The sequence below is a fragment of the Iodidimonas gelatinilytica genome (assembly GCF_008579125.1).
Taxonomy (GTDB): domain Bacteria; phylum Pseudomonadota; class Alphaproteobacteria; order Sphingomonadales; family Rhodothalassiaceae; genus Iodidimonas; species Iodidimonas muriae.
Map to the genome: position 1 here is coordinate 1 of NZ_BKCL01000017.1, position 26285 is coordinate 26285.

The following is a 26285-nucleotide window of genomic DNA, read 5'->3' on the forward strand; positions in this document are numbered from 1 at the left end:
GCGGCAACGGTTTTGGGGTTGGGCTGGCGGGGCAATGGTGGCCCTTCTTGCGTCGCAAGCAATGGCAGAGCCTTGGATCGAGGCGGGCGACGCCCGGATGCGCACGGATATCGAGCTGTTGGCCGCCTATAATATCATTGATGGTCCAATCACCATGTGGCCGCTGCCTTGGGCGCAGGTGATGCGTAGCATAGCCGAGATGCCGGACCGAGCCTTTCCCGCCCATGTGGAAGCAGCGCTTGCACGGGTGCGCGCCGGTGCGCCAACCACAAAAGATTATCGTTCCATGGGTATGGAAGCCCATGCCGGGGCAACCAGCCGCGAAAAAATGGTACGCGGCTTCGATGGTGGTGTGCGCGAAAATGCCGAAGTGGGTGTGTCGGCTGAAAAGCACTGGGGGGCCAGCTATGCCAAGCTCAGTGTGGGCTGGCGCGATGGACAGCCGGGCAAAGATATCAGCTTTGACAACAGCTATTTTGCTGCCGCATTGGGAAATTGGGTCGCTTATGCCGGTACGGTCGACCAATGGTGGGGCGGTGGCTGGGATTCCGGTATGATCCTGTCCAATAATGCACGGCCCTATCCGAAAGTCGGTATCCAAAGGCTCGACCCCAAACCCTTTGAAACGAAATGGCTGAGCTGGCTTGGTAACTGGAATGTCAATCTGACTGTTGGTCGGTTGGACGGCGGGGAAACGCGCACCGATATCAATCATCCGGTGGTGGCGCATATTCGGGTGTCTCTTCAGCCCATTGACCGGCTGGATATCAGCTTTAGCCGGGCCATCCAAACCTGTGGCCAAGGCCGGTCCTGCGGCTTTTCCAACTGGACGGACGCGCTGATCGGCCTGGGTGACCGTGACAATACCGGAACCACCGATGAACCGGGGAACCAGATCGCTGGGGCGGATATTCGCTATAGTGGGGTGATCGGCTCCATGACATATGGGCTTTATGCGGAAACTATCGCCGAAGATGAAAATCAGCCATTGTGGATAAATACAGCCTGTCGGTGGGCGCAACCCTTGGCGGCTATTGGCAAAGCCAGCAGCTTCAATGGCAGTTGCGTACCGAAGCCGCAGATACCAAGGCGGGCAATATTTTCGGTCTTGGCGGCGATCCGTTGAACAATGTGACCTTCAGTAACTTCATTTTCACGGATGGGTTCGAGTTTCTCGACCGTACCATCGGTCATACATTGAGCACCGACAGCACCTTGATAACGCTGGAAGCCACGGCCATTGATCGCCAAAGCCGCAATTATTGCTGCGGTACCGCTATGCCAAGGTGAACCGCTCGGATGGGCCGCGCAACGAGGTGAGTAGCAACCGAGAAGTGGTCAATTTGGTGGAAATGGGGTCGCAACTTCCCTTCGATTGGGGCGAAGGGCGGATCGAAGTGCGCTTGATGGATGACCGCCCGAACACGCCGGGCCGCAGCCCCTTCGATGCCCAGATTGAAGCGAGCCTGCGCTGGCGATTTTAAGGTTAGGCATTCGCCCGGCTCTTCCAATGATCTGGCGCCGTGGGTGAAAAGAGGGGCTTATATGGTAGCCAAATTGCTGATGGCGTGGGACATGGCCGTCAGTTTCGTTTGATCCGGCATCACACACAGACGCACAATCGTGCCTTCATCCTGCTCTGATTCGATCGAAAATTGAATATCTTGCAATTGGCACAAAGCCCGTGAAAGGGTCAGTCCAAGGCCGGTGCCGGATTGATCGACGGATTTTTTCGAAGCAATTTGGCCAAAGGGACGCAGCGCATCTTTCAGATGTTTCTCCGACATGCCAATGCCGGTATCGCGTACGGTCAGATCAACACCGCCATTTTCCATAACAATGCCGCTGACCTCTACCGAGCCGCCGGGGAGGGTGAATTTTATGGCATTGCCGATCAGATTGATCAGAATTTGCCGCAAACGTCCCGGATCTGCATAGATCATTACGGGTGCCGTGGGGGGAATGCAGGTGAAGGAAATGGTCTTTTCTTTGGCAAGCTGAACTGTGATTCTTTTGCAGTCTTCTAAAAAGGATGACAGATCGATCCATTCCATCGCAAGAGGCATTTCACCCGCCTCAATGCGGGATAGATCAAGAATGTCGTTGATGATCTCCAAAAGATGCTTGCCGCTATGGTGGATGTCTTCCACATATTCCGCATAGCGCGTGGGTTTGATCTCTCCGAACATGCTTTTGCGCATGATTTCCGAGAAACCGACAATGGCATTGAGCGGCGTGCGGATTTCATGGCTGAAATTGGCGAGAAAGCGTGATTTCAGGTCATTGGCACGTTCTGCCGCAAGACGCGCTGAATCCAGTTCTGCTTCATAGCGTGATCGTATGGTGATGTCGCGCATATGGGCGATAATAAAGGGCGTATCGCCATCTTCAATTTTGGCTGTGCTGATTTCGACGGGAATGGTTTTGCCATCGTCTCGTATAAGGCGTGTCTGGAATAAGCCGGGCAAGGTGGCATCGTCGCTCAGGTCGGTTGTCCCATTTTTATTGGCGGCGATGCTTTTACCACTTTGTGTGGCAAATTGGCTCTTGAAGAGCCGGTTTTTCAAGCTTCGGGCGATACGCCTAATAACTGGGCGGCTTTTTCATTGGCGTTAAGGATATGGCCGCCGTCTTGTTCGATAATGAAAATACCGTCGCTGGCATTTTCAAATAATGACCGGAACCGCTTGGCGGATTGCTGTAGAATCCGGGTTGCTTTTGCGCTTTCTTTGTCCCGCCGGATTTTGAAATAACATACCGCAATGGCGGCAATCAGGGTCAGGAGCGGCAGAGGAAGTATATTGGCGAAGCGGGGGGATGTTTCGGTCCATCCGTTTTTGGGCAGCGCCGCCAGTTCCCATGATCCTATGGGAAATTGAAGTGTCATATAAACGGGCGCCTGGTCAATGATTTGGGCATCGCCAAAAAAACGCCGTCCTTCTTTTTCATCTGGATTAATGGCCGAGATAGTGACCGCCAAAGGGTGGTTCTGGTCGGACAATCCTGTGCGATCAAGAAGGGATTGATAATCCATTACGGATGAAATGAAGCTGTTTCCTCCTTCATGCTCATCAAGGATGGGCATGCGGATAATAAAGGCGGTCCCGCCTTGGATAAGGTCGTACGGGCCGGAAACAAAGGGTGCCCGGTATTTCATGGCGGCTTTGATGATTTTCAACTGGGCGGGATAATCTCTGTAATCGATCCCCAGGATTTCCTCGTTTCCGGCCAGCGGATAAACTTTTGTGATCCTTAGATCTTGCGACACTGCGGTGTGGACGATGGCGGTATCGCTATTGCCAAGCAGCGCACTAGCATAGCGGGAAAATTCATCGGATGTGCTATCGGGATTGATGGCGATTTCAACCGCAAGGCCGGTGGTAAGGGCAATATCATGCAGCACAGTGCCTTGAATGCGGGCGCCAATGGCATTCAGCTGTTCAGAGGTGGCCATGCGCTCTTGCTGATGGCGACGTTGGGACGCTTCTTTTTCAATCTCCCAACTGAAAAAGGCCGCGCTGGCAACAATAACGGATGCCACCAAAACCGTGCCCCAAGGACGTGATCTTCGCGCGGTTTTGGTGTTGAGCATAGGAGTCTTTCACGACATAAAAACGGGCAGATAAAATGCAACCATTTGTTCAATCCAGAATAATTGGAATGCTTACGCAGAATTGTAATTTTTTGGTAAATTTCGTCAGAATTTGCCCCAATGCAGTTCGGATCACTGTCACAGTTCCAATGTGGTGCGCCAAGTCTCCAAGGGTGGTTGCATGGCAGAAACCGCCAGTTTTTTCTCCAAAGCCGCCCCTAAAGTGAGGAGTTTGCGTTCTTCGAACAAAGGCCCCCATAGGGTGACATTATGAGGAACAGATACGCTTTCAGGCTGTTCCGGCTTGGGTTGGCCATAAGCCGTGCGGGTGGGCGTGTCGGCAAATCCGGCCCGCAAGGTCAGGCAAGGATGGCCGGTATAATTGGTAATTACCAAAAGGCCACCAGCAAAATTGGGGCTTAAAATGGCATCCAGACCGGAAAAATTTTGATGCATCATATGCATGACGCGCCTGCGGAAACGATCCACTTGCACCAGATCCACGGCGGAAAAGAAATGCGCTCGCCGCCAGCTATTGGGCCAGGCGTTTTCTTCTTGCCAAACCAGTTCGTCATCGCGGTTGCTTAGAGTCAGCTCTTGAAAGGCAGCGGCGGCTTCCGCTTCCAATTGTGGCAACAAAGCCCCATAGGGCCAATCGGGAAGCGACATTTCCACAAGGGTAATGGGCAAAGACCGGGCGGCTTCCAGCGCCTTCCGGTCAAGTGCGTTTCCGGCTTCAAACCATTTCGGATCATAGCCCAGCCGCATGCCTTCGACGGGCGTTTGGGCATCCCATTCAAAGCCGTGAAGGACGTTCCCCGGATCGCCAGCATCATGGCCATTGATGGCATCCAGCACCAAAGCCGTATCCGCAACAGAACGGCAGATCGGCCCCAGTTTATCCAGCGACCAGCACAGCGCCATGGCTCCGGTGCGGGGCACCCGGCCAAAGCTGGGGCGCAATCCTGTTGTTCCGCAGCGTGCCGAAGGGCTGACAATCGACCCAAGGGTTTCGGTGCCGATGGAAAAAGCGCATAAGCCTGCCGCCGTGGCAGAGGCCGATCCGGCTGATGACCCGGATGAGCCTTCGCGCGGATTCCATGGATTGCGGGTGACGCCATCAAACCAGATATCCCCATAAGCCAATGCGCCATTGGTGGTTTTTCCCAGCAAAACCGCACCGGCTTCTTCCAGCATTTTAACGATACTGGCATCGTGCTTTGCCACGCGTTCGGAAAAGGGGGTGGCCCCCCATGTGGTGGGGATGTCTTTGGTGTCGATGATGTCTTTCAGGCCATAGGGAATGCCGTGCAAGGGGCCGCGCCATGTGCCATTGGCGGTTTCTTCATCCGCCCGTTTTGCTTGCGAGAGTGCCAAATCCGCGGTGACGGTGATGAAATTTTCCAGCATTGGGCGGTAACGCTGGATACGGTCCAGATAAATCTGGGTCAGATCCGTTGAAGAAATCTGGCCGGTCTTGATCCAATGGGCGAGATCGGTGACCGGGGCAAAGGCGATTTCTTCGGCGCTGTTCGGTATGGCTTTGTCGCGCGCTACGGCATTGGTCACACCAAATCCTTGCTCGGGATAGGAGATGCCGGGCAGACGCGGATTGAACACGGTTGCGGGTGCATCGCTATTTTCAAAATGGATACCCCGCACCGCACGAATATTTTCCAACTGATCGTCCATGGTGGCGACAATCTGGGCGCGTTCCTCGTCCGTATAGGCCAGATCCATCATGCGCTCGCATTGAGAGACGATGCCTTCGTCCATTTTTGCGGCTTTGGCATCCGGGGTGACCGGGCCCGGTTGTTGGGCAAGGGAGGCCGTCGCCCCGGCAAGGCCCATCGCCGCCCCGCCAAACAAAACCGCGCGGCGTGTTTGACCGGATGAAGACACGTGTTGGCTGATGGAAGATACGGTTGGCTTTGTCATAACGGACCCCCTTGCAATTATTCCCGACCTCGTCGGGATTTTTGCAGCCTTGTGGCCGCAGTGCAAGCCATCATCATTCAAGGATGGGTGAGGGGGCAAGACGGCAGATCAAAGAGGCGATCAACCGGCCAGAGGGCCGATGGCCGAACGGGGCTGGCTGGAAATACCCATCAAAATCATATTGATGCGCATCATGTCGGCGGATAAGGGCAAAGCCAAAGTTTCATGGATCAAGACATCATTGTCTTGCATATGGCATTGCATTGGCCCGAAGGCCACGGGATGGCGTTCTTGCAAGGCAGAGCGGCAATATCCGGCCAAAACACTGCCCAAGGGATCGTTTCCCGTATTTTGCAGGATTTGCCCCGTAAGGTCCCGGTCAAAACAATTGACAAGGCGTGTTCCCATCAAACGCACCCGGAGTTTGTGCTGACCTTCGGCCACGTCCACCAACAGGATATGGCGCAAAAGCTTGGAATATGGGATGGGCAAATATCATTCCGCGAGGGAGCAAAGCGACCGTTCCGCAAGGAATTCCAATAAGTGAAAAGCTCGCGGAGCATGTCGCGCCTAAGATGTACAGGAGAGCTCACAATATGCTTTTCGAACAGCATGTTCATCTTAACTCCTGCTACGCAACACGAAAGACCGCGCTCTGTTACATAAATATAGAAAACAAGAAATGAAAATGTATATTTAACGATTTGTTAATTTTTCGCGTTTGCTCAATTAGTGCCCAATGGATTTCAGATTAGATGGTTTGATCATCTATAAATATAAATGTGTCTATTCTTTGTTTGGTCAAATTTTCGGGAAGGGCCTCCCCATGCCTCTTTATATTGCACAGGGAGGGGCGCGAAACGTGGCTTTATGGTTTGATGGTGTCGTGCTGCATTAAAATCCGGGCGGCCTTGGGCGCAAAATAGCTCAAAATCCCGTCGGCACCGGCGCGTTTGAAGGCCAAAAGCGATTCAAATATCGCAGCATCCTGATCCAGCGCGCCGCTTTGGGCCGCAGCAACCAGCATGGCATATTCGCCCGACACTTGATAAGCGAAGGTGGGCACGCCGAACTGTTGTTTGACGCGGCTGACAATATCCAGATAGGGCATGCCGGGCTTCACGATCACGCTATCGGCCCCTTCTGCCAGATCCATTGCCACTTCGCGCAGGGCTTCTTCACTGTTTGCCGGGTCCATCTGATAGGTTTTCTTGTCGCCCTTCAAAACACCGCGAGAGCCCACAGCATCCCGGAACGGGCCGTAAAAGGCCGATGCGTATTTGGCGGCATAAGACATGATCTGCACCGCCTGGAATCCTTCTTCGTCAAGGGCGTTTCGGATCGTGCCGATGCGTCCATCCATCATGTCGGACGGGGCAATCATATGGCAGCCCGCCCGCGCTTGAGTGATGGCCTGGCGGCACAGGACAGCGACGGTTTCATCATTGAGAATGCGGCCCATGTCATCCACAAGACCGTCCTGACCATGGCTGGTATAGGGGTCCAGTGCCACATCGGCCATCACGCCGATATCCGGGGCATGGCTGCGGATTTCGCCAATGGCGCGACAGACCAGATTGTCAATATTACAGGCTTCGCGGCCATCATCGCTGCGTTTGTCAGGCTCGGTATAAGGAAACAGCGCGATCAGCGGAATACCCAGATCATATGCCTCTTTTGCGGCGCGTCCGATATTTTTAAGGCTGTAACGTTCGACACCGGGCATGGAGGCGATCGGCTCATTCTCGTCACCATGGGTAACAAAGACGGGCCAGATCAGATCATTGGGGGACAGGGCCGTTTCGGCCACAAGACGGCGCGACCAGCTTTCAGCGCGTGTCCGCCGGAGCCGGGTGGCGGGAAAGCGTCCGGGAAAAAGCTGGGTCATCATGCGGTCCTTCAAACTTCGTTGATTGTGGTGAGGATGGTTGTTTCATACCATCGGGAAACGGGTTTTGAGAAGCCGTTCGGCGCTTTTGAAGAGGGTATGATCGGGTGCGGCTGCATATGGTCGCACGGCTTTTCCTTGTCGTTCAAAAGGCGTATAACCCGACAGATATAACAACCACATTCGATGGGGATCAATATGACCGCAGTTCATACGCATTTCATTGCCGGAAACAAGGTAGAAGGCAGTTCTGGAAAATTTCACGATGTCTTCAACCCTTCGACTGGCGAGGTGCAGGGAAAGACACCGCTGGCATCTGCCGTGGAAGTGAATGATGCTGTGGCTGCGGCCAAAGCCGCTTTTCCGGGCTGGTCGCAAACCTCGGTGGTGCGCCGCGCCCGCGTGATGTTCAAGTTTCTGGAACTGGCTACGGCCGATAAGGATAATCTGGCGCGGCTGCTGGCGTCGGAACATGGCAAGGTTTTTGAAGATGCCAAGGGCGATGTGCAACGCGGCCTTGAGGTGATCGAATTTGCCTGCGGTATTCCGCATTTCATGAAGGGCGAATATTCCAATGGCGTGGCTTCGGGGCTGGATGTCTATTCCATGCGCAAGCCTTTGGGCGTTGTGGCCTGTATCACGCCGTTCAATTTCCCCGCCATGATCCCCATGTGGATGTTCGGCATTGCCATTGCGTGCGGCAATACGGTGATCTTGAAGCCATCGGAAAAAGATCCCTCGGTGCCTTTGCGCTTGGCGGAACTGATGCTGGAAGCCGGTGCGCCCGCAGGCGTTCTGAATGTGGTCAATGGCGATAAAGTGGCGGTGGATGCGCTCCTTGATCATGCCGATATTGAAGCTGTCAGCTTTGTGGGGTCCACGGCCATTGCCCATTATGTTTATGCCCGCGGCACACAAGCCGGGAAACGGGTGCAGGCCATGGGCGGTGCCAAGAACCACATGATCGTCATGCCCGATGCGGATATTGATCTGGTGGTGGATAGCCTGATCGGGTCGGCCTATGGCTCGGCGGGAGAGCGCTGCATGGCGAATCCCGTTGCGGTGCCGGTGGGCGATAAAGTGGCCGATGCCATTATCGAAGGTTTGAAACCCCGCATTGCCGAATTGAAAATCGGCCCGTCCCTTGATCCGGCAATGGAAATGGGGCCGCTGGTCTCTGCCGAGCATCATGCAAAAGTGAAAAGCTATATTGATATGGGGGAACGCGAAGGGGCCGAACTGATTGTGGATGGCCGCGGTTATCGCTGCCAGACCCAAGGCTATGAAAAAGGCTTTTTCATGGGCGCCAGCCTGTTCGATAAGGTAACCGCCGATATGCAAAGCTATCAGGATGAAATTTTCGGTCCGGTGTTGCAGATCGTGCGGGCGAACTCCTTTGAAGAAGCGATGGAATTGCCCAGCAAACACCGTTACGGCAATGGCACATCCATCTTCACCCGTGATGGCGATGCGGCGCGGGAATATGCCGACCGGGTGGAAGTGGGCATGGTCGGGATCAATGTGCCGATTCCGGTGCCGGTGGCCTTCCATACCTTTGGCGGCTGGAAACAATCGGCTTTTGGCGATACCAACCAGCATGGAACGGCGGGTGTGAATTTTTACACCAAGACCAAGACAGTCACCAGCCGTTGGCCCACGGGCGTGCGGGCCGGAGCGGATTTCTTCATCCCCACGCTGAACGACTGATCGACGAAAGCGGCTTGAAAACCGGCGGCAACAAGAGAGTGCCGTCGGTTCAAATTGTGCATCGACGGTCTTCGGCGCCGGATTTTTGACAGGAGAAAAGGGATGACGGTGCTGATCTATGGGGTGACGGGATATACCGGGCAGCTTGTTGCCGAAGAGGCCGCAAAAGCCGGTTTGTCGCCAATTGTTGCAGGCCGGAACGAAGAAAAAACGCGGGCCATTGCCGAACGTCATGGCTTTGACTGGACAGCCTTTTCTCTGGATGAGACGGAAAAGCTGCGTGCAGCCCTTCAGGATGTGGACAGTGTTCTGCATCTTGCCGGACCGTTTTCCGCCACATCAAAACCCATGGCCGATGCCTGTATCGAAACCGGCACCCATTATCTGGACATCACCGGTGAAATCGATGTGTTTGAAGCCTTGGCCGCCCGCAATGCCGAAGCCAAAGCGGCGGGCGTGATGCTGATGCCCGGTTGCGGTTTCGATGTGGTGCCTTCTGATTGTTTGGCTGCCCATATGAAAACCCGTTTGCCCGATGCCACGTCTTTGGAACTGGTGATCACGGGTCTCAATAAAATGTCCCGGGGCACGGCGAAAACCGGTATCGAGGGCCTTAAAAAAAGCCGCCGGGCGCGCCGTTATAACTGCATCGTTGATCTGGATCAGCCGGAAGAAAAGGCATTTCATTTCCCCGATGGCAGCACCAAGCAAGGGATTTCCGTTTCTTGGGGGGATGTGTCTACCGCTTGGCATTCAACGGGGATTCCCGATATCACCGTATTTTTTGAAAAGACCGGCGCCTTAAAGCAGATGGCAAAGATGGGGCCGCTGATGCGTTGGCTCTTGTCCACTGCGCCGGCGCAAGCCTTTTTAAAGCGCAAGATAGATCAACGGCCCGCAGGCCCGACAGCTGAAGAGCGCATGGCAGGGCGCGCTCATATGCTTGGGATTGTAAAAAATGCGGCGGGCGAAACCAGACGCACGGTTCTTACCACGCCGGAAGGGTACAGCCTGACAGCCATGACAACGCTCGAGATTGTAAGGCGTATCGAGGCTGGTGATGTCTTGGCTGGATTTCGCACGCCATCCTTGCAATATGGAGCGGATTTTATCCTTCAGTTCGCGCATTGTGCGCGTCAGGATCTTGAGTGACTCTCTTAGCGTCTGTCTTTCCGTCTGCCTTGTATCTTTGATCGTTCTCACACCCTAAATCAGGTAAAGTTTATGACCGCCAGTTCATTGCCTCCCTTGCCCATTTCTTTTTCCGATATCGAAGATGCTGCGCGCACCATTCAGGGGGCTGTTCTCAACACCCCGGCCACGCGGTCTGAAACATTGTCGGCGCTGACGGGCGCGGATATTGCGTTGAAGTTCGAGATTTTCCAATTCACCGCATCTTTTAAAGAGCGTGGGGCGCTCAACCGTCTCACGGCTTTGACGCCGGAAGAAAGGGCGCGCGGTATTGTTGCCATGTCGGCGGGAAATCATGCGCAAGGGGTGGCTTATCATGCCAATCGGTTGGGCATCCCCGCTACCATTTTCATGCCCGAAGGCACGCCCTTTACCAAGGTGCGCAATACCGAACGCTTGGGGGCGACTGTGGTCCTTAGCGGGGAAACACTGGCGGAATCCACCGATGCGGCACGGGAACTGGAAGCCAAGGAAGGACAGGTGTTCATTCACCCGTTCGATGATCCTTTGGTGATGGCTGGCCAAGGCACATTGGCTATCGAATTCTTGCAGGCCTTTCCGGACCTGGATGTGCTTGTGGTGCCCATTGGCGGTGGCGGGCTGATTTCGGGGATTGCCGTTGCGGCCAAGCATATCAAGCCCGATATCAAGATCCTCGGCGTTCAGACCGAAGCCTATCCGGCGATGAAGGCGGCGCTCGAAGGCCGCGAAATCCATCCCACAAAGGTCACCATTGCCGAAGGGATCGCTGTGAAAAAGCCCGGTCAAATCACCCGCGAGGTGGTGCGGCAATTGGTGGATGATATTCTGATCGTCAAGGAATCGATGATCGAAGATGCCATTGATGCCTTGATGGAAATCGAAAAAGTGGTGGTGGAAGGCGCGGGCGCTGCCGGTTTGGCGGCGGTGTTGCAATTCCCCGATCTGTTCAGGGGCAAAAAGGTGGGGCTGCCTTTGTGCGGCGGCAATATCGATCCACGGACCTTATCTTTCTGCGTGATGCGCGGGATGGTGCGCGATGGACGTATTTCCCGCCTGAAGGTCACGACGCTGGATTTGCCCGGTGCCTTGGCGCGGGTGACGGCGATTGTTGGCAAGGTGGGCGGAAATATCGCCGAAGTGTATCATCAACGGCAGTTTGCCACGGCTCCGGTGAAATACACCGAGATCGAATTGGTGGTGGAAACAAAAGACCGGATGCACGGCGAACGCTTGGTGAAGGCTTTGGAAGATGCTGGCTTGGAAGTCACCGATACCTCTGGCGCCATGGCCATGCGCGGCTGATTTCCCCGACTGTATTTGAAACGGAGCGAAGGGGCAGGGCGCATAGGCGGCTTGCCTCTTTCATTTTTGGGCTAAAAGCTGATATCGGCCACGATGGCAGATGATCCGAGGCTTTGGCGGTAATGGGGGTGTGCCAAACCTTGATTGTATCAAAACGCAAGCCCGGCGATAGATAAATGCGGTCCAGCGGCGCATGGGCCTTGCGCGTATGAAAGGTGGGCTGGTCGGTGCATTCCGGTAAAAGCTGCGACAGCGGCTTGAACATCACGGAGGCCGGTTTCCAATTGTTGAAATCACCCATCAGCACCACATGGCTGTTGCGATGGCTTTGAATTTCATGAACCAGTTGTTTGAGCTGACGCCGCCTGTCCCAAGGGGTCAGCCCCAAATGCACATTGATGACCACCAGCGGTTCGCCTTTCCAGTGGGTATGGGCAAGGATGCAGCCCCGCGGAATATGCAGCGGCCAAGACAGGTCCATAAGCTGATGGGTATGTGCCGCTTCACGCATTAAAATCGCATTGCCATAATGGGCGCGGGCATGGAATTTCGTAGGGCCTTGAATGACGTGATAACCGGTCATTTTCTCAAGATAGGCGAATTGGTCAAAATTGCTCAATCCGCGATGATGCCAGCCCAATTCCTGCAAGGCCACCACATTGGCATCAATATCCAGCAGGGCCTCGGCAATGCGTTCGGGGGCAAAGCGGCGATCGATACCGATACAGCTATGGACATTATAGCTGGCAACGCGCAAGCGGCCCAAAACGGTCTCCTGTTGGTTGGTTATCCCTATAGACATATAATGAAAAAAGGCGGGATCAAGATGCCCGCCTTTTTGTCGTGATCTGATCAAGCCCGCAGATTATTCCGCCGGCGTTCCTTGTACGCCGATGGTTCCGGTTTGGGCACGTTCTTCTTGCTGCTTTTTAAGACGCGCAGCTTCATAGCCGGGCGAGCGGGTATATTTCGCAAGCATATCATAGAACACGGGCACCATGAACACCGTGAGGACGGTGGAAATGGAGACGCCTGCAAAAATCACCACGCCGATGGTCAGGCGGCTGGCCGATCCCGGTCCGGTTGCCATGATCAGGGGAACCGCGCCCATCACGGTGGACAGGCTGGTCATGATGATCGGGCGCAAGCGGATCAGGGACGCCTCAATAACGGCATCACGGATTTCAAGGCCTTCATCACGAAGCTGATTGGCGAATTCCACGATCAGAATACCGTTCTTTGCCGCCAGCCCGATCAGCATCACAAGGCCGATCTGACTGTAGATATTCAGCGTTGATCCCGCAAGATACAGCCCCAAAAGCCCGCCGGCCGCTGCCAAAGGCACCGTCAGCATGATCACGAAGGGATGGATGAAGCTCTCAAACTGGGCTGCCAAAATCAGGAACACCACCAGAAAGGCCATGGCGAAAGTGAAAACAACCGCATTGCCCGCTTCTTTGAGCTCGCGGCTTTCCCCTTTGTAATCAATGGAAGACACATCGGGGAGGCTTTCGCGGACCACATTTTCAAGATCCGTCAAGGCTTCGCCCAGCGAATAGCCATCGGCAAGCTGTGCAGTCAGCGTCAGGGCGCGCACCCGGTTATAACGATTGAGCGTCGCGCTGGCCGCTTGTTCACGCAAGGTGATCACATTGGACAGAGGGATCAAATCCCCGGACCGGTCCGACCGCACATAGATATTGGTCAGGTCCGATGGCTCGCGGCGATTGCTGTCATCGGCCCGTACGATCACATCATATTCTTCGCCACGTTCCACAAAGGTGGTGACCCGACGGCCGCCAAGCATGGTTTCCAGGGTGCGGCCGATGGTAGACACCGACACACCCAGATCCGCCGCACGGTCGCGATCAATGGCAACGCGTATTTGCGGCTGTGTTTCCCGATAATCGGTATCCACGCCGATCAGGGGCAGTTTTGCGGCTTCCTCTTCCAGAATGGTGCGAATTTTCGCCAGTTCTTCATAGGTATTGCCCCCAACCACGAAATTCACCGGATCGCGTCCGCCACCAGCAGAAATGCCTTGGCGCATATTGATGAACACGCTTACCCCGGTCATAGAGGCCAACCGGCCGCGCAGTTCGGCGATGATTTCATCGGCGCTACGCTTCCGTTCGGACCAGGGATTCAACACAATCACCGCAAAGCCCGAATTGTCGCCATCGGCGCGCACAATCACGATCCGCGCTTCTTTTGTTTCGTTCACCAGATACATGGCGCGTCTTTCGACTTCATCCATTTGCTCGCGCATATAGTTGAAGCCGGCCCCTTCAGGACCACGGGCGACGAGGAAGAAAGAGCCGCGGTCTTCGCGGGGGGCAAGCTCTTTGGGAATGGCGTTTACAAGCCCCACGATCGATGCCGTGATCGCAGCGAACAGCAACAGGATAATGGTTTTGTTGTGAAAGCAATAGGTGAGCGCGTTTTGATAGCCGCGCCGCAGCTTTTCAAAGCCATCATCCACATGTGCATTTACCCAGCCCTTGGGCCCCGTGCGACGCAACAGCTTTGAGCACATCATGGGGGTAAGGGTCAGGGCGACGAGACTGGAAAAAGCGACGGTGGTGGCCAGTGTAATGCCCAGTTCCGAGAACAGGCGTCCCACATTGCCTTCCAGAAAAGCGATGGGCACAAAAACGCCGATCAGCACCAAGGTGGTGGCAATCACCGCAAAGCCCACTTGCCGCGCCCCATGATAGGCCGCCAAAAGGCGTGGTTCACCCGCTTCAACGCGCCGATAGATATTTTCCAGAACCACAATGGCATCATCGACCACCAGCCCGATGGCCAGCACAAGGGCAAGCAAGGTCAAAAGATTGAGCGTCACCCCCAACAGGCTCATCACCGTAAAGGCCGCAATGATACATACCGGCACCGTTACCGCAGGCACGATCACTGTGCGCAAGGAGCCAAGGAAGGAATAAAGCACAAGGAAAACCAGAACCATGCGATGCCAAGGGTTACATAGACCTCGTTGATGGCTTCGGCGATAAAGACCGATCCATCAAAGCTTTCATCCAGATCCATACCTTCAGGAAGCGTTTCGCGGATACGTTCAACCTCTGCCCGTACAGCGTTCGCCACATCCAGTGTGTTGGCCGTCGATTGGCGGATGATGCCCAGACCCACGCGGGCAATACCGTTACCCCGGAAAAAGTTCTGTCGTCTTCGGCCCCCAATTCCACACGGGCCACTTCGCCCAGGCGGATCAGATGGCCGTCATCGCCAACGCCCAGAACCAGTTCGGAAAAATCTTGCGCGGTTTTATAATCGCGTTCCACCCGAACGGTAATATTGCGATCGGTGGATTCAATCCGCCCGGCGGGCAGTTCGACATTTTCGCTGCGCAAAGCATTTTCAATATCGGTGGCCGTAAGATTACGCGCTGCCATGGCCTGCCGGTCCAGATGAACGCGCATGGAATAGCGCTGCTGGCCACCGATGCGAACGGTGGCGACGCCATCGGCCACAGACAAGCGGTCCACAATGAAGCGATCCGCATAATCGGTGAGCTGCATCACATCCAGCACGGGGCTGGCCAGCGAAAACCACATGATGGCATCGGTGTCGCTGTCCACTTTTGAAATTTCCGGCGGATCGGCTTCTTCAGGCAAATTGTTCAAAATGCGGCTGACACGGTCGCGCACATCATTGGCCGCGGCATCGATATCGCGGGTCAGGGTGAATTCGATGGTCACCCGCGAGCTGCCGTCCCGGCTGGAGGAACTGATGGATTTGATGCCCTCGATCCCGGCAATGCGATCCTCGACAATCTGTGTCACACGCGATTCAACACGCAGCAGAGGCGCCGGGATAATTGGTGTTCACACTGACAATCGGTGGGTCGATATCGGGCAGTTCGCGCAAGGGCAATTGCGTGAAGCTGATAATGCCGAAGGCCACCAGCAACAAGCTGATCACCGTGGCAAAATAGGCCGCTTGACAGAGATATCAGAGAGAATCATGGCCAGACCTCAGGCTTGGGGGCGGGCGGCGGGCGCCTCACGATTTTGTACTTTTACAGTCATTCCGGGCCGTAAGCGCATGGTTCCCGCAGTGACCACAAGTTCGCCTACTTTCAAGCCGGATAAAACTTCCACCACGCCGGGACGGCGAAGCCCCAGAGTGATTTGGCGACGTTCCACTGTGTTGTCGGGCTTCACCACAAAGACAAACTGGTCCTCGCCCACAGGATGATCGCTCCTTCCGGTGCGGCGATAGACAGGCGCTCATTGTTGATCACTTCAACGGTAAGCAACATGCCCGGGCGCAGGCGTTTGTCTTCATTGGCGATTTCTGCGCGTACGGTGATGGCACGGGTAACGGGATCAACGCGGGAACTGACATTGGTCACTTTCCCTGTGAAGGTTTCGCCGGGATAGGCAGCAGCACGGGCCACCACTCTTTGATCGCGGCTCAGTGCGGAAATGAACTGTTCAGGAACAGCAAAATCCAGCTTGATAGGGGTCACATCATCCAAAGTGGTGATGGGGGTTCCCGGTGACAAAAGGGCGCCGGGGCTGACCTGACGGACGCCCAGAACACCGGCAAAAGGCGCACGCACCACGCGGTCGGCGATGCGGGCCTTGGCAGCGGCCACCTGGGCCGTGGCCGATTCCACCAGCCGCACCCGCTCATCCAGAACGGCGAGCGAGGCATTGCCCCGTTTCACCAGATCCTGCGTGCGCTCCAGCTGCTGCTTGGCTTCCAGCATTGTGGCTTCCGCTTCTGCCAGCAATGCTTCTTGTTCGGTCCGGTTAAGACGCACCAGAATAGCGCCTTTTTCCACAATATCCCCATCGGAAAAATTCACGCTTTCAATGGTATCGGAGACGCGAGAACTGATGGTCACCGATTCATTGGCTTCGGTGGTGCCAATGGCCTCGATGCGGTTGGCAAAGGGGTGGGTGGTGATTTCAGCAGCCTGAACGGGGATGGCTTTGTCGCCAAAGCGGCGCTGGTCCGCAATGTCGTCTTTTGCGACATATAAATAAATTCCACCGCCAAGAATGCTCAGCGCGAACAAGGTAAGGATAACGGAAATCAGACGTGACATATCGGGCCCAATGCATTTGAACGGGTAACAAAAATCCGAGACACTCGTGACGTAGAGAAGGGGCGACCAAGGGTGATCGGTGCTTCTACACCCCCTCTTTGCACTCTGATACGAGCGCATCCCTGATAACCCTGCGTTTTATTTGGTGACTCTTTTCCTACACCTCATCCATCACCTGTGCCAAGCGGCAGGTGATGGATTGCGGCCTTTTTGGCAGAATATCACTGTTTTATGATCTGGGCGTATAGGAAGATGTAAAAGAATATAAATCCATGCGGCGTACAGCATGGATAAGGGGTTTGAACTGTGTGCAAAACGGCTATCGTGCCGTGTGGTTCAAAAACGCATCGATGGCCGCAAGGCTTTCCGGTTCATCCAATAAAGGCGCATGACCGCGATTATGGACGGTGCAGGCTGTGCAATCCGGATGCTTTTGGACCATGTCTTGCACGGTTTTTGTGGATAGAATATCCGACTGGGAACCACGCAGCACCAAGACCGGCGTGACGGATAGGGTCTCATAAAGCGCCCACATGGAGGGCGGGGCCACATCCCCCGCCTTTACCGCCATAGAGATGGCCGGGTCATAGGCCAGAACGGGCCGGCCATCGGCATTTTCATGGTAAAGCCCGCGTGTGAAGCGTTCCCATTGAGCTTGGCTCAAGCCGGGCAGGGCATGGCCATTGATGGCCTTCATATGGGCGATGGCATCATCCCAATCTTTTGCAGGTTCAACCGCTCCCACATAGTCTTTGATGCGCGTAAGGCCCGCCGGGTCGATCTCCGGGCCAATATCATTGAGCACCAATCCCGCCAATAAGGCCGGATTTTGCGCCGCCAGTGCCATCCCGATCAATCCGCCCATGGAGGTGCCGACCACCACCAGCTTCGAGATATTTTCTTGTGCCAAAAGGGCAAGGACATCAGCGACATAGGTGCCGGGATGGTAATTTTCAGGGTTGGGATCATGTTCGGAAAGGCCGCGTCCGCGCACATCCATTGTCAACACCCGAAAGCGCGGGGCCAGATGCAGCGCCAGATCATGAAAGTCGGCGCTATTGCGGGTTAATCCGTGCAGGCACAGGATGGGCAAGGCGGTTGTTTCTGCGTTCGGATAGTCACGATAATGCAAATGCAGGCCATCAGCGCTGATAACAGTGCGGGACAGATAATCGGTCATAAAGCCCTTTCTGATACTGCGCGCGCAAAACACGCTTGAGAATTTTCCCATTGGGATTTCGGGGCAGCGTATCGGCAAACACAATCGCCCGCACCCGTTGTTGCTTGCCCAACCGTTCATTGAGCCATTGCTGCAAATCTTCAGCGGTGATTGCGGTCGCCGCCACCACGATGGCGATGGGGGTTTCTCCCCAGCGGTCGTCTGGCACGCCGATCACTGCACAGTCGCTTACGGCATCATGGCGAAGCAAAACGGCTTCAATATCGGCGGGATAGATATTCTGACCGCCGGACAGGATCATGTCTTTCTTACGATCCACAATATACAGATAGTCCTTGTCATCAAGACGGCCCACATCGCCGGTTCGCAGCCAGATATCGCCTTTTTCATCGCGCCATTGGCTTTCTTCGGTGGCATCTGGCCGGTTCAGATAACCGGGCATCACATAGCGGGCGCGGCTGACAATTTCCCCTGCCTCATCATGGGAGCAGGGGTGCCCCTCATCGTCAATCAGGCGAATGTCGCACCCGGGAATGGGTTTGCCGACACTTGTCAGGCGGTTGGTCATGTCGTCGGGTGCGAGAACCGTCAAAATACCTTCCGTCAGGCCATAAAGCTCGAAAAATGCGGTGGGCATCAGCGCCAACATTTGGCGTTTAAGATCAACGGGCATGGGAGAGCCAACGGTGATCGCCGATTGTAGGCTGGCAAGGCTTTGGGTGTCCGCCCCGGCATCCACCAGCCTTTGCCACTGTACCGGCACCATGGCGGTGTGGGTAATGCGAAGGCGTTTGATATCATCCAGGGCCTGTTTGGCATCAAAGGCATCATGGACCACCACTGTTCCACCCCCCAGAAGGGTGGCCAGCATCACGGCCCACATGATGTTGGAATAAAGCCCGATGGTGCAAAGGCTTTTGGCGCCGGCCCGATAGCCATAGGCAAGGGCAATATCATAGGCCCAGTGCAGGCGGCCTTGATGGCTGTGCACAATGCCTTTTGGAAGACCCGTGGTGCCAGAGGAATAAATGATATTGCACGGTGCATCGGGCGGAATGGCAATGGCGGGCGATGTGTCGGTAAACCGGCCCATCCATTGGGACAGGGATAGCCAATCGGCAGCGGCCTCATCGGCGCACAGGCATAAAGCGGGTCTTTTGGCCGTTTGAAAAATGGCATCGAGCCGGGGGCGTTGCTGATCGGTGACAAGGATCCCTTTGGCATCGGAATCGGCAAGCATGGCGGCCAGCGCATCATCACTGACAGAGAGATTGAGCGGCACCGAACAACAGCCCGCTTTCATAATGCCGAACAAGGCTTCCATCATGGCGCGGCCATTGTTCATCACCACCGCCACATGATCGCCCGGACCCAGCCCTTGTTTTTTCAGGCCATTGGCAATGCGGTTGGTGGCTTTGTCAAAATCCGCCCAACTGACAGAGCCATCGCTGGTGACCAAGGCCGGATGATTGGCCTGCCACCGCGCATGAAGCGAGAGATAATCGGGAAGAAGCGGAGCCGGTGCCTTGAAAGACACCGGTCCGGATTGGTTTTTATGATTTTGCGCAGTCATGGCAAAAATCAGAACTTCATCGACACCGTGCCGGTAAAGGTACGCGGATTGCCGAAGAAGGCGGTCAGCGTACTTTCAAGCCCAAGCTCTGGTGCGAAGGTATCGTCGTTCACAAAATCGAAGCCTGAAACGATATATTCCTTATCGGTCAGGTTCTTTCCGTGGAACCCGATCTGCCAGCGTTCATTGTCCGAGGTCCAGACAATGCTGAGGTCGAACAGGATATAACCTTCCTGATCCAGCTGGTTGCTGGAAATTTCGAACTGGTTGGTGGTGGAGCGATAAGAGGCCAGAGGCAAGAACGAAAGAGATCCGCTCGTTCCAAACAGTGTCAAAGGTGTGTTGTAATCGAGGGCGATATTCGCCGTCCATTCCGGGGTATTCTGGAAGGTGGCCTGATCGGCGATATCCTGCCCGAAAGCGTTGATGAATTCCTGGAATTCGGCGTCGATATAGCCCACGGCAGCCGTGGCGCCCAAGCTATCGCCATTGGCCATCATGTTTTCCGCAATCGCGGCCGTCAGCTCAAGCTCGATCCCGCGGATGCGCGCTTCACCCGCATTGGATGTGACCCCGACAAAGCTTTCGGCAACACCGTCATTATCGGCATCAACGCCCACGGAGCCGGGGATCTGGATATCATCATAAGAGCTCCAGAAGGCCGACAAAGAACTGTTCAACCGCCCATCAAACAAACTGCCTTTATGGCCGATTTCATAGGTGGTGATCTCTTCGGGCTTGAACATCAGGAATTCCTGGACATCGTCCGGGTCCGCCGCACCTGCGATTCCATCACCATCCAGATCGGGCGCTGCCGTTGCCGAGCCGCGCGGATCAAATCCGCCGCCTTTGAAGCCCTGCGAGAAGCTGAAATAGACCATATGATCTTCCACCGGCTTCCAGTTCAGGCTGGCGCGCGGTGTGAAATCATGAAAAGTCTCGCTGCCATTGAAATCGGTGGCTGTGGCAATGGGAAGGCGGGGTTCGCCGCCCAGCAGTTCGGAAAAGCCCCCCAGGAAGGTCTGGCGGACAATATTCGCCGTCCGTTTATCGCTGGTGAAACGGCCACCCACTGACAGGGCCAATGTATCGGTGATGTCATAGGTGAAATCACCAAATAACGACCATGTTTCGGTATCCACATCGCCCAGGGTAAAGGCATTCAATCCCGGCAATCCCAGAAGATCGCCTGTGGTCCCAAGGACAACATCAAAGGCATTGAACGCATTGGCGTCCATATAGAAGAATCCCAAAACCCCGTTCAGTTTCGAGCTGTTATAAAGTAATTGCAGTTCTTCACTGAACTGGTCATCGCTTGTGACCAAAGCAACATCCACATCCACTGTTGGCAAGCTGTCGAAATCTTCCGGCAAGGCGGATTTATTATCCCGATAGGCGGTGATGCTTTTCAGTTGGATCTTGTCGTTCAGGGTATATTCGACCAGCATTGATGCCCCGCGATTGACCACATTGGCAATGGGGTTGTTCAATCCGGCGCGGGTATCGAACACATTGTCCAGAACGGGCGCACCGCTCAGCAGCCCCGGGGTCAACCGCGATCCTTGGCGCGGATCGGAATTGTCATCGGTCCAGTCGCCAGACAGGCGGATATACAGATCCTCTGTCGGCGTCCATTCCATGCTCAGGCGGCCACCAAGAATGTCTTTGCTGCCATTCTCCAGGCCTTCCAGATTGAGATTGTCGCCAAAGCCATCGCGCTGGAAGCTGGCTACCGTGCCGCCGATCTTGAAGCTGTCGCTCAGGGGCAGGGCGAAGGTGCCCACAAAATCGCGCTGGCGATAGCTGCCGCCCGATGCCCGAACCCGGAATTCCGGCTCGTCGGCAATGCGCTTGGTGACATATTTGATGGCGCCGCCGATGGTGTTGCGGCCATAAAGCGTGCCTTGCGGTCCGCGCAGCACTTCAACCCGCTCCACATCATAAAGGTCAAGCACGGCCCCTTGCGGACGGTTGAGATAGACATCATCCACATAAAGCCCCACGCCCTGCTCGAAACCGGCTACCGGGTCTTGCTGGCCAACGCCGCGAATGAACGGGGTAAGGGTGGTGTTGGTGCCACGCGAAACCTCGATGGTGACATTGGGAACCATCTGGTTGAGGCCAGTGATATCCACGGTGCCCAACCGGTCGAGGCTATCGCCGGAAAAGGCACTGACGGCAATGGGCACGTCTTGCAGGCTTTCCGTGCGGCGGCGGGCGGTGACAACGATTTCCTCAACAGAGAAGCCGGTGGGGCGCGCATCGGGTGTGCGCAGATTGGCATCGGTGGTGGGGGCAGCCTGTGCATAAAGGCGGCGGCCCTCGACTTCACTTTTCTGAATGGCGGCTTGTTTGATGGAAATGGTACTGTCGTCCACCAGTTCAAAAGTCAGGCCCGACCCTTCCAACAGGGTTTTGAGGGCTTTTTCCCGGTCCAGGGTGCCTGTAATTGCGACGGAGCGCAGATTACGTACCAGATTGTCGGAAACCAGCACCGACATGCCAGCCTGAACGCTGAAATCAATCAGAGCATCATCAAGGGATTGTTCTGGAATATCGAACTGTGCCGTTTCGGCGGCCGATGCCGCATGCAGTCCCATGCCGGGGACGAGCAAAGTGCCAAGCACGGTGCTGGCAGCAAGAGCGGAGCCAAGAAGCGATGCGCGCATGGTGCGTTTCAGGCGATAGGTATGGGCCACTGTTCTCTCCCTAAATAAATCCGTGGCCGCTTATGGTCGCAGCCTCTGATTCATCAGACGGCCCAGCGCCCAAAGCCCTCAAAGTTTTTTTGACGGTCCGTTTTTTTGTGTCGTGCGAGCGTCTTGATTGATCCGGTCGTCATAAAGCATGGTGACGCCGCTTGGCAGGGTTACCACATCGACGGGCAAAGACATGTCAAGAGCATGCAGAATGGCGGCCCGATCTTCGATGCGGATCACGGCGGTAACGGTGATATCTTGAAGGCTGTCATCGCCGATGCGCACATCGTCTGCCAAATACCGGTTCAGATCGGCCACCACAGTGGACAGGGGCGTGCCGCGGAAAATCATGCGGCCATCGCGCCATGAGGTAATCCGGGCCACATCCACTTTTTCCACGGGGCCGATCCGGTCAGCGGAAATGCTGGTCCCGTCGCCGCGATAAAGATCAATGGAGGCCACGGCTTTTTTGGTAGCGCGCGGAGTTACATCCACATGGCCTTCCAGCACTGCCACATCGGCGGAGCTGTCTGGATGCATGCGGATATTGAAACGTGTCCCCAAAACCCGGACACGGCCATTTCCCGCATCTACAATGAAGGGACGCTGCGGGTCGCGCTGCACATCGAACAGGGCTTCCCCTTCGATCAGGCGCACATGGCGTTCTTTGTCTTTCAGGCGAACAGCCACTTTGCTGTGGGTGTTGAGATAGATGGTGGTGCCATCATCCAAAAACAGGGTGCGTTGTTCGCCGGTGGCGGTCTGGAAGTGCTCTGCCCCCCAAAAGGGTGACCATGGAGTAAGTTCGAAATGCGTCAGCCCCACCAAAAGCGCGGAAAATCCGATAATCAGTGCAGCGGCAATCTGTGTCTTGAAAAAGGGTGCGCGGGCATTGGCGCGTGTAGTGGGCTGCATCTTAGCCGTATCTGGCTCCAGCCCATCCATCGAATCCCATAAGGCGCTGATTTCTTCAAAAGCGCGTCTGTGGGCCAGATTGGCTGTCCGCCATATCTGGAAGGCATGGCGCTCATCGCTGGATATGGCATCATCGCGCAGCCGGGCAAACCACTGGGTTGCCTCGTCCAAAGCTTTGCTGCGTGTTTTATGGGCCATAATTCTGTCTCGGTCGATATTTGAAGGCTCTCCCTTCATGCGTCCCTATCTTTAAGACGCTCAGGAGGTGAAGTCCCTCAGTGAATATTTGCTCAAAGAACGCGCTTACGACAGGCTGTCAGCGCGCGAATGATATATTTTTCCACGCTGCTTTTGGAAACGCCCAGTTCTGTTGCAATGGCGTCATAAGACAATCCGTGAAATCTGTGAAGAATAAACGCCTGCCTACACCGGGGCGGCAGGGCGTTGATGGCATCACGCACCGCATCCAATTGTTGCCGGGCAGCAAGGCTGCGTTCGGGGTCGGCATCGGGGCCAGCCATCAGATCATCGGGGCTGGCATCTCCCATATCTGGCTCGACATGGGCGCGGCGCTTCCGGTGGCGGAGCTTGTCGATGGCCAGATTGCGCGCACTTTTGCCGATGAAGGCCGCCAGATTGCCGATCGGGCCGGGATCGCGGATGCGCAGGAATCGCACATAAGCATCTTGCGTCACATCTTCGGCATCTTGTTGATTGTTCAAGGTGCCAACGATCCGGCGCACCAGACGTTTATTGCCAGTTCTTACCAAGTCATCCAATGTATCGGTATTTCGCCGTCCCATATTTCGGGATGCCTGTGTTTTATTATCGCCCCAAAGTCGTGAAATTAGATAGTGGGCGTGCCTGAAAAGCAAGCCTTTTCGGGGGGAACCCACATTTCAGGGGTCTGCGCGCTCTTGTCGCGCTTGCACCTTATAAGAGAGCGGTTTAGCAAGTGCTTATGAAAACTGTTACATTTCATTATGGATCGTCGTCGGCGGGCGGGTTCGGTCGCGCCGCACAGGAACGGGCCATCGGGCGCTGGCTTTTGATGGTTGCCGCTTTGGTGTTTTTGATGGTTGTTGTGGGGGGCATCACACGGCTCACCGAATCCGGTTTGTCCATGGTGGATTGGCATCCGGTAAAAGGGATTTTGCCGCCATTGTCTCAGGCGCAGTGGGAAGAAGCCTTCAAAGCCTATCAGCAATATCCCGAATACAAGATCATGAATCGCGGCATGACATTGGCCGAATTCAAAAATATTTTCTGGTGGGAATATCTGCACCGGCTTTTGGGGCGTCTGATCGGCTTTGCCTTTGCTTTGCCGCTGGCCTGGTTTTGGCTGCGTGGCCGCATCCCCTCCGGATATAAAGGGAGATTGTTGGGGCTGCTGGTTCTTGGCGGGGCGCAAGGATTGTTGGGCTGGTTCATGGTAAAATCCGGGTTGGTGGACCATCCCGAGGTCAGCCATTATCGTCTGACGGCCCATCTGACATTGGCCTTTATTATTTTTGCAGCCCTTTTCTGGACGGCGATGAACCTGTTGTCGCACCGGCGTCCCATCCGCGATAAGGCGATGAATCGCTCTGGAAAATGGCTTTTGGCGCTTGTGTTCCTGCAAGTGATCATGGGCGGATTGGTGGCCGGCCTGAAGGCAGGCTATACTTATAATACATGGCCCATGATGGATGGCCGCTTTGTGCCTGCAAGCATTATGGACATGGCCCCGTTCTGGCGGAATTTCATCGATAATACGGCTTTGGTGCAGTTCGATCATCGCCTTGGGGCCTATGTGCTGTTTGCGCTTTCGCTGAGTTTGCTTGTCCGGACCATTCTCCGGCGCGAACCGGGGCGGGCGCAGGCCATGGCGGCGCTGGTATTCGGGGTTCTGTGCGTGCAGATCACCGTGGGGATTTTGACCTTGCTGCATATGGTGCCGGTGGCTTTGGGCGCGATTCATCAAGGCGGGGCGCTGGTGGTTCTGGCTGCTGTGCTGGCCTTTTTGCATATATACCGGAAAAGTGACCGGCCTTAGTGCATTTTGCAGAGGTCAAAATAGCGGTAAAATAATACCGTTATCTTAAGCATATAGGATATCAAGCAGTTTTCCCTTGACCTTGTGAAATCCTGACGTTACACGACCCATGATCTCGGGTCTCCCTCGTCATGGGTGCGGGCGGCCTAAAGACAGGTTTATTTTCCAAGCGTAAAGGATCACCGGGTATGAAAACCTATTCGGCAAAGCGAGTGAGGTTGAGAAAAAATGGCTGATCGTTGATGCGGAAGGGGTTGTTCTTGGCCGCCTTGCATCACTGATTGCCATGCGCCTCCGTGGCAAGCACAAGCCAATGTACACACCGCATATCGATTGCGGCGACAATGTTATCGTTATCAACGCCGACAAGGTGAAGCTGACAGGTAACAAGCGCGATCAAAAAATCTATTACCGCCATACCGGCCATCCGGGTGGCATCAAGCAGGCAACAGCCAAGCAAATTCTCGAAGGCCGCTTTCCCGAGCGCGTGATCGAAAAAGCTGTGGAGCGTATGATTCCGCGTGGCCCGCTTGGTCGCCAGCAGATGCGCAATCTCAAAGTCTATGCCGGAACCGATCATCCTCATGAGGCGCAGCAGCCCGAGGTGATCGATGTTGCCAGCATGAATCCAAAGAACGTGAGGTAATAGCATGGCATCGGAAAAGCAAAGCCTTCAGGATCTGAAGGATATGACCACAGCCGCAGCAAGCGATGATGGGTCTGCAGGGGATGTCGCAATCGAGCGCAAGCCTGAAATTGATGCACAGGGCCGTGCTTATGCAACGGGTCGGCGTAAAGATTCGGTTGCCCGCGTTTGGGTGAAGCCGGGTTCTGGCAAGATCACGGTCAATGGCCGCGATCAGGCGCAATATTTCGCACGTCCCACGCTGCGTCTTGTGGTGAACCAGCCCTTTGATGTGGCCGGTCGCAAAGGCCAGTTTGATGTGATCGCAACCGTCAAGGGTGGCGGTTTGTCCGGTCAGGCCGGTGCGGTGAAGCATGGCATTTCCCAAGCGCTTCAGCGCTATGAGCCGGAATTGCGTGGCGCCTTGAAGGCCGCAGGCTTCCTGACCCGCGATGCGCGTATGGTTGAACGTAAGAAATACGGCCGCGCCAAAGCCCGTCGTAGCTTCCAGTTCTCCAAGCGCTGATCTTACAAGGATCATCGCCAAGCCTTTCAAAAAGGGCCGCTCTCTTGGAGGGCGGCCT

At 55.3% G+C, this 26285-nt stretch carries 22 protein-coding genes and 2 pseudogenes; 9 read left to right on the forward strand and 15 right to left on the reverse strand.

The window, feature by feature from the left end:
• The 3 genes from JCM17844_RS13420 to JCM17844_RS15520 form a co-directional block, all read left to right on the forward strand.
• Positions 1-1126, forward strand: a 1126-nt coding sequence (locus JCM17844_RS13420) for a capsule assembly Wzi family protein (protein WP_210432010.1), incomplete at its 5' end; no start/stop codon positions are given.
• Positions 1123-1290 (forward strand): hypothetical protein, encoded by a 168-nt coding sequence (locus JCM17844_RS15515; protein WP_210432011.1) that lies wholly within the window; start codon positions 1123-1125, stop codon positions 1288-1290. The genes JCM17844_RS13420 and JCM17844_RS15515, both read left to right, overlap by 4 nt.
• 26 nt (positions 1291-1316) lie before the next feature.
• Positions 1317-1484 carry a hypothetical protein gene (locus tag JCM17844_RS15520; protein ID WP_210432012.1) on the forward strand — a complete coding sequence of 56 codons (168 nt, stop codon included), beginning with the start codon at positions 1317-1319 and terminating at the stop codon, positions 1482-1484.
• Between the two features lie 57 nt (positions 1485-1541).
• Here the strand turns inward: JCM17844_RS15520 and JCM17844_RS16800 are convergent, their stop codons facing one another.
• From JCM17844_RS16800 to hemB, 6 genes are all read right to left on the reverse strand, one after another.
• Positions 1542-2567: a sensor histidine kinase gene (locus JCM17844_RS16800; RefSeq protein WP_150001415.1), complete on the reverse strand. Its 1026-nt coding sequence runs from the start codon at positions 2565-2567 to the stop codon at positions 1542-1544.
• Positions 2564-3592 (reverse strand): PAS domain-containing protein, encoded by a 1029-nt coding sequence (locus tag JCM17844_RS16805; RefSeq protein ID WP_150001416.1) that lies wholly within the window; start codon positions 3590-3592, stop codon positions 2564-2566. The genes JCM17844_RS16800 and JCM17844_RS16805 overlap by 4 nt, the downstream gene beginning before the upstream one ends.
• A gap of 138 nt (positions 3593-3730) precedes the next feature.
• Positions 3731-5530 (reverse strand): amidase, encoded by a 1800-nt coding sequence (locus tag JCM17844_RS13435; RefSeq protein WP_150001417.1) that lies wholly within the window; start codon positions 5528-5530, stop codon positions 3731-3733.
• A 120-nt stretch (positions 5531-5650) separates the two neighbouring features.
• Positions 5651-6022 (reverse strand): PAS domain-containing protein, encoded by a 372-nt coding sequence (locus JCM17844_RS13440; RefSeq protein ID WP_210432019.1) that lies wholly within the window; start codon positions 6020-6022, stop codon positions 5651-5653.
• On the reverse strand, positions 5938-6150 hold the full coding sequence (locus JCM17844_RS17445; RefSeq protein ID WP_150001419.1) for a PAS domain-containing protein: 213 nt from the start codon (positions 6148-6150) through the stop codon (positions 5938-5940). Before JCM17844_RS17445 ends, JCM17844_RS13440 begins: the two co-directional genes overlap by 85 nt.
• A gap of 248 nt (positions 6151-6398) precedes the next feature.
• Positions 6399-7418, reverse strand: coding sequence for a porphobilinogen synthase (gene hemB / locus JCM17844_RS13450; RefSeq protein WP_150001420.1), 1020 nt, complete (start codon positions 7416-7418; stop codon positions 6399-6401).
• A 198-nt stretch (positions 7419-7616) separates the two neighbouring features.
• Between hemB and JCM17844_RS13455 the strand changes: the two genes are divergently transcribed.
• From JCM17844_RS13455 to JCM17844_RS13465, 3 genes are all read left to right on the forward strand, one after another.
• Entirely contained in the window at positions 7617-9125 is a 1509-nt protein-coding gene (locus JCM17844_RS13455) for a CoA-acylating methylmalonate-semialdehyde dehydrogenase (RefSeq protein ID WP_150001421.1), read from the forward strand.
• A gap of 102 nt (positions 9126-9227) precedes the next feature.
• Entirely contained in the window at positions 9228-10277 is a 1050-nt protein-coding gene (locus tag JCM17844_RS13460) for a saccharopine dehydrogenase family protein (RefSeq protein ID WP_150001422.1), read from the forward strand.
• Between the two features lie 72 nt (positions 10278-10349).
• Positions 10350-11600, forward strand: coding sequence for a threonine ammonia-lyase (locus tag JCM17844_RS13465; RefSeq protein ID WP_150001423.1), 1251 nt, complete (start codon positions 10350-10352; stop codon positions 11598-11600).
• Here the strand turns inward: JCM17844_RS13465 and JCM17844_RS13470 are convergent.
• From JCM17844_RS13470 to JCM17844_RS13510, 9 genes and pseudogenes are all read right to left on the reverse strand, one after another.
• On the reverse strand, positions 11563-12366 hold the full coding sequence (locus JCM17844_RS13470) for an endonuclease/exonuclease/phosphatase family protein (RefSeq protein ID WP_210432013.1): 804 nt from the start codon (positions 12364-12366) through the stop codon (positions 11563-11565). The genes JCM17844_RS13465 and JCM17844_RS13470 overlap by 38 nt on opposite strands.
• Before the next feature lie 99 nt (positions 12367-12465).
• A pseudogene (locus JCM17844_RS13475) lies at positions 12466-15583 on the reverse strand (efflux RND transporter permease subunit).
• A gap of 9 nt (positions 15584-15592) precedes the next feature.
• Entirely contained in the window at positions 15593-15808 is a 216-nt protein-coding gene (locus tag JCM17844_RS13480; protein WP_150001425.1) for a permuted SH3 domain-containing protein, read from the reverse strand.
• On the reverse strand, positions 15778-16674 hold the full coding sequence (locus JCM17844_RS13485; protein WP_210432017.1) for an efflux RND transporter periplasmic adaptor subunit: 897 nt from the start codon (positions 16672-16674) through the stop codon (positions 15778-15780). The genes JCM17844_RS13480 and JCM17844_RS13485 overlap by 31 nt, the downstream gene beginning before the upstream one ends.
• 319 nt (positions 16675-16993) lie before the next feature.
• Entirely contained in the window at positions 16994-17854 is an 861-nt protein-coding gene (locus JCM17844_RS13490) for an alpha/beta fold hydrolase (RefSeq protein WP_150001427.1), read from the reverse strand.
• A complete protein-coding gene (locus JCM17844_RS13495) occupies positions 17817-19427 on the reverse strand; it encodes a class I adenylate-forming enzyme family protein (RefSeq protein ID WP_150001428.1) in 1611 nt (536 codons plus the stop codon). The genes JCM17844_RS13490 and JCM17844_RS13495 overlap by 38 nt, the downstream gene beginning before the upstream one ends.
• Before the next feature lie 8 nt (positions 19428-19435).
• Positions 19436-22126, reverse strand: a complete 2691-nt coding sequence (locus tag JCM17844_RS13500) for a TonB-dependent receptor (RefSeq protein ID WP_150001429.1) — start codon at positions 22124-22126, stop codon at positions 19436-19438.
• Between the two features lie 78 nt (positions 22127-22204).
• Complete coding sequence (locus JCM17844_RS13505; protein WP_210432018.1) at positions 22205-23239, reverse strand: FecR family protein; 1035 nt, start codon at positions 23237-23239, stop codon at positions 22205-22207.
• A 92-nt stretch (positions 23240-23331) separates the two neighbouring features.
• Entirely contained in the window at positions 23332-23844 is a 513-nt protein-coding gene (locus tag JCM17844_RS13510) for an RNA polymerase sigma factor (RefSeq protein WP_150001431.1), read from the reverse strand.
• 158 nt (positions 23845-24002) lie between these two features.
• Between JCM17844_RS13510 and JCM17844_RS13515 the strand changes: the two genes are divergently transcribed.
• The 3 genes and pseudogenes from JCM17844_RS13515 to rpsI all read left to right on the forward strand — a co-directional run bounded on the left by JCM17844_RS13515 (position 24003) and on the right by rpsI (position 26227).
• Positions 24003-25076 (forward strand): COX15/CtaA family protein, encoded by a 1074-nt coding sequence (locus JCM17844_RS13515; RefSeq protein WP_150001432.1) that lies wholly within the window; start codon positions 24003-24005, stop codon positions 25074-25076.
• Positions 25077-25264: 188 nt separating this feature from the next.
• Positions 25265-25722, forward strand: a pseudogene (gene rplM, locus JCM17844_RS13520) (50S ribosomal protein L13).
• Positions 25723-25726: 4 nt separating this feature from the next.
• Entirely contained in the window at positions 25727-26227 is a 501-nt protein-coding gene (gene rpsI / locus JCM17844_RS13525) for a 30S ribosomal protein S9 (RefSeq protein WP_150001434.1), read from the forward strand.
• The last annotated feature ends 58 nt before the right edge of the window (positions 26228-26285 follow it).

Coding starts and splice junctions, on each gene's coding strand:
- JCM17844_RS16805 (WP_150001416.1), bottom strand. CDS start 3,592: ATGCTCAACACCAAAACCGCGCGAAGATCACGTCCTTGGGGCACGGTT.
- JCM17844_RS13435 (WP_150001417.1), bottom strand. CDS start 5,530: ATGACAAAGCCAACCGTATCTTCCATCAGCCAACACGTGTCTTCATCC.
- JCM17844_RS17445 (WP_150001419.1), bottom strand. CDS start 6,150: ATGAACATGCTGTTCGAAAAGCATATTGTGAGCTCTCCTGTACATCTT.
- hemB (WP_150001420.1), bottom strand. CDS start 7,418: ATGACCCAGCTTTTTCCCGGACGCTTTCCCGCCACCCGGCTCCGGCGG.
- JCM17844_RS13455 (WP_150001421.1), top strand. CDS start 7,617: ATGACCGCAGTTCATACGCATTTCATTGCCGGAAACAAGGTAGAAGGC.
- JCM17844_RS13460 (WP_150001422.1), top strand. CDS start 9,228: ATGACGGTGCTGATCTATGGGGTGACGGGATATACCGGGCAGCTTGTT.
- JCM17844_RS13465 (WP_150001423.1), top strand. CDS start 10,350: ATGACCGCCAGTTCATTGCCTCCCTTGCCCATTTCTTTTTCCGATATC.
- JCM17844_RS13485 (WP_210432017.1), bottom strand. CDS start 16,674: ATGTCACGTCTGATTTCCGTTATCCTTACCTTGTTCGCGCTGAGCATT.
- JCM17844_RS13490 (WP_150001427.1), bottom strand. CDS start 17,854: ATGACCGATTATCTGTCCCGCACTGTTATCAGCGCTGATGGCCTGCAT.
- JCM17844_RS13495 (WP_150001428.1), bottom strand. CDS start 19,427: ATGACTGCGCAAAATCATAAAAACCAATCCGGACCGGTGTCTTTCAAG.
- JCM17844_RS13505 (WP_210432018.1), bottom strand. CDS start 23,239: ATGGCCCATAAAACACGCAGCAAAGCTTTGGACGAGGCAACCCAGTGG.
- JCM17844_RS13510 (WP_150001431.1), bottom strand. CDS start 23,844: ATGGGACGGCGAAATACCGATACATTGGATGACTTGGTAAGAACTGGC.
- JCM17844_RS13515 (WP_150001432.1), top strand. CDS start 24,003: ATGAAAACTGTTACATTTCATTATGGATCGTCGTCGGCGGGCGGGTTC.
- rpsI (WP_150001434.1), top strand. CDS start 25,727: ATGGCATCGGAAAAGCAAAGCCTTCAGGATCTGAAGGATATGACCACA.